The organism is Ruegeria sp. BHSB056 (genome assembly GCF_059613305.1).
Genome location: NZ_JBXWSG010000138.1, coordinates 1 through 5,441 on the forward strand (window position 1 = coordinate 1; position 5,441 = coordinate 5,441).

Genomic DNA, 5,441 nt, shown 5'->3' on the forward strand with positions numbered 1-5,441 from the left:
GACGGATGATTCCATCGTCACGTCTGACAATCGGTTAACGATCGTATAAAATGCCGATCGAGCGCAGCGCATCACAAAGCTTTCTTCACGGCTGGCCCGTGCACCCGCGACCACATCATACCCGCTTTCCCACAACCGCACGAATTCCGGGATCATTTCGGGCGGGTCCTGCAGATCAACCGGCAGAATGACGACAATCGCATCCCCCCCGGCATAACGCAGCCCATTGAAGGCGGATCGAAACACACCAAAATTGCGGGCGTTCACTACCACTTTTACATTCTTGTCTTTGGCAGCGATCCCACGCAGGATTTCCACGGTACGATCGGTCGAAGCATTGTCGACAAAGACGTGCTCACACCTGTAACCCGGCAGCTCTTTTTCAAAAATCGCCTTAACGGTTTCGTAGCAACTTGCCACGTTGTCTTCTTCGTTGAAGCAAGGAGAGACAACAGAAATTGTTTTCATATCATTATCTAACATCTAACGGCACCACTTACCCACCCAATATGCAGACACAATCATAGCATCCCGTAAAGTTTGGGATTCGCACAACATCTGCACCGCAGAAAAATCATGCAACAATGCGTATTCGCAGCCACAGAGAAAATGAATCCGCCGCCGCCCGATAACGTTACCGCCTGGCTATTGTTTCCCATGCCTATACCGCGTTTAGTGTACCCAGAAATTGTAGACTGAAAAATATTCAAATGGACCGTAGAACCCGTAATGCGCTTTTTCAGATCCACACCTGGATGGGCCTGCATTTATCTCTCTTTTTTGCATTCATGTTTCTGACCGGAACCCTTCTGGTGGCCGGATTCGAACTTGAATCGATTGGCCGTCCGGCGATCTGGACCACTATCGCCAAGGAAGATCGCACCGCCAGCTTCGGTATGATCTATGAAGGTGTCAAAGAAGCCCATCCCCAAAGCCGGCCTTTCGTGATCGTCAAACGCTCAACCCCCTGGTTCGTGGACCAGGTCTATGGCAACACAGGTTGGGGTGAGGCGGTGACATTCTGGACAGATCCGGCCACCGGAGAGGTTGTCGAAGAAACGCGCAACCTAGGCTTTCGCAACATATTGCGGGATTTGCACGATACGCTTCTAACCGAGAAACGGGCCATGTTCGTACTGGTTTCGTCCACATCGGTCCTGCTGCTGGGACAGATCATCAGCGGGCTCGTTACGTATCGGCGGTTCTGGAAAGGGTTTTTCCGGTGGCCCAGCCGTTCGAACGGAATACGATCATGGGCAGGCGGTGCGCATCGGCTCACCGCTGTGTGGTCCGCACCGGTTGTGATCCTGATCGCCCTGACCAGCTTCTATTTCATGCTAGGTGGGTTGGGAATGAGTGGCACAACACCAGAGCTTCCTCCCTCGTCTCCTCGCGACTCCGCTTTGCCGACGGGCTTTGGGCCAGAGATGATAAACATTGCCGAAGCCCGCGCCCAGGCGGCCCTGTCCGGTTTTGATCCTGTTGTGATGCTTATACCCGGCAGCAAAGCCGACAGCCTTGTCTTTATCGGGCATGTAGAAGGGATCGCAGAATTTCGCGGCATGAGTTCCGTTGCGCTGGATCCGGCGACGCTCGAGGTTCTGGGGGTTCTGACGCCGAACGGTTTGGGCGGGCTTGCGAAGTGGAAAGAGCTGATGAACATGCTGCATTTCGGCACCTGGGGCGGCGCGTTCTCGATGGCGCTATGGATTATTCTCGGCCTGATTGCCACCGGCCTTGCCCTTACAGGCGCCCTGATTTTCGCGGCCAGAATTGCCCCTGATGCCACACAAAATGGCCCACTTAGGCGCATCTGGCGTGGTATGGGATGGACCCGGTGGGGATACCTTCTGTTATTGGCAGGTATTCTGTTTACCGCGTATTACCGTTTTGGCCCCAATTCCCACGACAGAACCAGAGCTTTTGCAATCGACGCCCCACCGTCGGTTGCCCGATTGATTATGGACGCCCCACTCCGGCGCGACACCGCCCTTGATATCCAACTTCGGATCGGTGAGCCTGATGTTCAGGCTGCAGCGATCACGATCAATGGCGATGAGGTGCAGGCGGTCAAATTCACACAGAACGGTGACAGGGCCATCGCCAGTTTTGAGCTGCTCCCTTCGGAGGCGGAGAATAACATCACCGCTCACCTCAAAAAATCCAACGGCGCGGAGAAGGCTGTCAATTTCCGCCTCGGCGCACCGATTTGGTAGCTGCCTGTCCCGCTCATCAACCAGGATGGGTAGCGCATTAATATGTGCTATCCACTGACCTCTTGCGGGTCAATCTCGGGGCCTGTTTCCTCTTTCCTGCGCACCATTGCGATCAGCAGACGCAACCTGTCGCGCAAAAACAAAGCAGCCAACAGACAATAAACAACAATTCCGGTCGCAGTGCCGATCAAAAGACGCAAAACCTGAGACATCCCATCCAGTTGCCGTGTAATCCCAAACACCGCGAGAGCCATTCCTGCAGATAGCAGAAACGGTGCGAGATGCTGCCGCATCAAAGCCGGGCCGGGCAGCCCTGCAATATGCCCCAGATTGGCGAATTTGAGCGGCCAGATCAGCAGAAAGACCGCCACGAAACCAGCTGTGACAACCGGTAAGCCATAAGGGGCCAGCACTACAATCGCTGCCGCCGCCAGCGCCACTTCGACCCAGGACAGAACCGCCAGACGCCCGGCCTGACCTGCCGCCAGACAAAAGGTCTGCTGCACCTTTTCGGCGCACAGATACATGCCGAACACCGACATCAGGCTCAGGACCGGAGCCGCCGGAGCCCATTTCTGACCAAACAGCAAGACCAGCGCGGGCTCTGACAGAACCGCCAGACCGGCAAAGGCGGGAAAAGCCAGAAACCCGGTCAGGCGCATGACGTCGATCAGCAGATCCGCCGCTTGATCTCCATCGCGCGCCGCTGCGCCAAAAGCGGGCTGTGCCACTGTGCGCAGTGGTGTGATCATGAGGAACGAGGCCGTCTCGATCACCCGCCAGGCAATTGCGTAATACCCCGCCTGCACCGGCCCCAGCATCGCGCCAATGATCACCGCGGGGGATTGCACCGCCGCCAGTTCCGCCGCACGCAGGCCCAGAATCCGGTGGCTGAAATGCAAAATCCTGCGCATGTGATCCCGGGACGCGTGGAATGCCGGACGCCAGGACACTGCGCCCCAGGCCATCACGATATTGGTCGCTGTCATCGCCAGCCGCTGACCGACCAGGCTCCAGACCCCGTAGCCGGTCAGCGCCATGCCAATTCCCACAACCCCTCCGACCGCCGCGCCAAGTGCTGCGCGGATGGCCAGAACACGGAACTTCATTTCCCGGCGCAGGATCGCAACAGGCACTGCCGTCAGCGAAATCATCAGCACTGTTGGGGACAATCCTATCAACAATTCGCCCGCAATCGGCTCATTGTAGAATTTCGAGACCAGCCCTGCGCCCAGATAAAGCGCAATTGTCAACACACCCCCGAGCAACGCCAGCAACCAGAAAACCGAATTCAGCCGCTCTGCTGACAGCGCATCACGGGTCAGCAGAATGTCGGAAATCGTTTCGCGGACCAGAAATTCGGAAAACAGCACAAAGGCCGCAACCATCGCCAGCAGGCCAAAGGCTTCGACCCCTAAAATACGGGCAAGAATGGCAAAAATGATGAAGTTGAACGCCTGCTCGACCCAGATACCAGCCGACATCCAGGCAACTCCGCTGCTGAAACTCTGCCGCCCTGACATCCGTTTCCTTCCTGCTGCCCGCACCCCGCCATGTTCCAGGCGGCACATGCCTCAAACACTTGCACCTGCTGCGTGCAATATACGTAATTACAAACTTGACGCCTTAACGGTCGAATTTGGTCAAATTTATTGTCTATGTTCAGTCTGTACGTGTTCGAATACTATACGCAATACAGGGAATTATGCCCGTTACGTTCCATGCGCCACGCAAATCTTGCAGCGGGGGCTGGGGCTGGGACTATTAAGTGAATAAAAGGTTTTCATTTTCATGAACAAAGTCGCAGAGCCGATGGTGACGAACAGCACCACACCTGAAGAGCTGATCGCATCGGAAACCGCCGGCATGAGCCTGAGCGTGGTCATCCCCGCCTATAACGAGGAAAATGCCGTGCGTCACACCGTCGAGGACGTGCGCACCCATCTTGAGCCGCTGAATATCCCTTACGAGATCATCGTGGTGGATGACGCAAGCCAAGACAATACCCGCGCCGAGGCCGAGGCCAGTGGTGCCACCGTTACCTTCAACGATGTCAATTCCGGCTATGGCGCCAGCCTCAAGCGCGGGGTGCGGATGGCGCAGCATGAATATGTGGCCATTCTGGATGCCGACAGCACATACCCTGCGCGCTATCTGCCGGGCATGCTGGCCATGTGCCGCGATCAGGACATGGTGGTGGGCGATCGGGGTGCTGCGATGAAAAACGTGCCGCTGCTGCGCAGGCCGGCCAAGAAATTCCTGTTTGCCTTCGCTTCATTTCTAGCCGAGCGCAAGATCAACGATCTGAACTCGGGCCTGCGCGTGTTCCGCAAATCCGAGTTGATCCCATTCCTGCCGCTGCTGCCGCAGAACTTTTCGTTCACCACCACGATCACGCTGTGCATGACCTCGAATGGTAAAAGGATGATCTATACGCCCATCGAATACGGCAAACGGGTGGGTAAATCGAAAATCCGACCGATTGATTTCCTGAACTTCATCATCCTGATCCTGCGCATCAGCACGCTGTTCAACCCGCTGCGGGTGTTCATTCCGCTAGGTCTGGCATTTTTCACGTTGGGCACGGTGAAGTTCATTATCGACATGTTCTACTGGAACCTCAGCGAAACTGCAGTGTTCTCATTCCTGGCCGCGATCATGATCTGGTCACTGGGGCTGATCGCCGACATGATCTCGCGGCTGCACCTCAGACCGTGACATGAGCGGCAGGCTGCTTTCCGACCCAAGTCAACGGCGTTGGCTGATCCGGGTGGCCGGGTCGGTCGTGGTGCTGGCGATCCTGTTCTGGTTGCTTCCCGCTGAGGCCATCGTGGCGGCACTGAAGTCGATCCCGATCTGGGTCTTTCTATGCGTGCTGACCCTGTTCCTGCTGGCCCATGTGGGGGCCGCGCTGAAATGGTGGCTGCTGCTGAACCGGGGGCTTTCGCCCCTGCTGGCCATCCGGGCGCATTTTGCCGGACTGGCCGCAAATCTGTGCCTGCCCGGTGCAATTGGCGGTGATACGGTGCGGGCCGGCCTGGCGCAGGCGGCGATGAAAGACGGCGCGCAGGTTGTTGCGGGCGCAACCGTTGACCGGCTGATCGACATGGTGGCGTTGCTGACCCTGTCCTGTCTGGGCCTGGTCCTGACATGGGAAAGCGCTGCGGGCGGGCATATGATCTGGCCGGTTGCGCTGATCCTGCTGGCCGCACTGGCGGGGATGGT

Annotated in this window: 5 protein-coding genes; 3 read left to right on the forward strand and 2 right to left on the reverse strand. The window is 57.0% G+C overall.

The features are described from left to right. Positions 1-468 (reverse strand): glycosyltransferase family 2 protein (locus AC2FND_RS19385; RefSeq protein WP_496771355.1); only part of this gene is annotated, 468 nt, incomplete at its 3' end. A gap of 242 nt (positions 469-710) precedes the next feature. Here AC2FND_RS19385 and AC2FND_RS19390 point away from each other — a divergent pair. Further along, entirely contained in the window at positions 711-2,216 is a 1,506-nt protein-coding gene (locus tag AC2FND_RS19390; protein WP_480484421.1) for a PepSY-associated TM helix domain-containing protein, read from the forward strand. Between the two features lie 47 nt (positions 2,217-2,263). Here AC2FND_RS19390 and AC2FND_RS19395 read toward each other — a convergent pair whose 3' ends face one another. Continuing rightward, a complete protein-coding gene (locus AC2FND_RS19395) occupies positions 2,264-3,700 on the reverse strand; it encodes a lipopolysaccharide biosynthesis protein (RefSeq protein ID WP_496771356.1) in 1,437 nt (478 codons plus the stop codon). 307 nt (positions 3,701-4,007) lie between these two features. On the opposite strand from AC2FND_RS19395, the gene AC2FND_RS19400 reads away from it, so the two are divergent. Next, positions 4,008-4,934, forward strand: coding sequence for a glycosyltransferase family 2 protein (locus tag AC2FND_RS19400; RefSeq protein WP_496771357.1), 927 nt, complete (start codon positions 4,008-4,010; stop codon positions 4,932-4,934). A gap of 1 nt (position 4,935) precedes the next feature. Continuing rightward, positions 4,936-5,441, forward strand: a 506-nt coding sequence (locus AC2FND_RS19405; protein WP_496771358.1) for a lysylphosphatidylglycerol synthase domain-containing protein, incomplete at its 3' end; no start/stop codon positions are given.

What these genes read in the sequence shown, in the direction of transcription:
- AC2FND_RS19390 (WP_480484421.1), top strand. Translation starts at nt 711, where the DNA reads ATGGACCGTAGAACCCGTAATGCGCTTTTTCAGATCCACACCTGGATG.
- AC2FND_RS19395 (WP_496771356.1), bottom strand. Translation starts at nt 3,700, where the DNA reads ATGTCGGCTGGTATCTGGGTCGAGCAGGCGTTCAACTTCATCATTTTT.
- AC2FND_RS19400 (WP_496771357.1), top strand. Translation starts at nt 4,008, where the DNA reads ATGAACAAAGTCGCAGAGCCGATGGTGACGAACAGCACCACACCTGAA.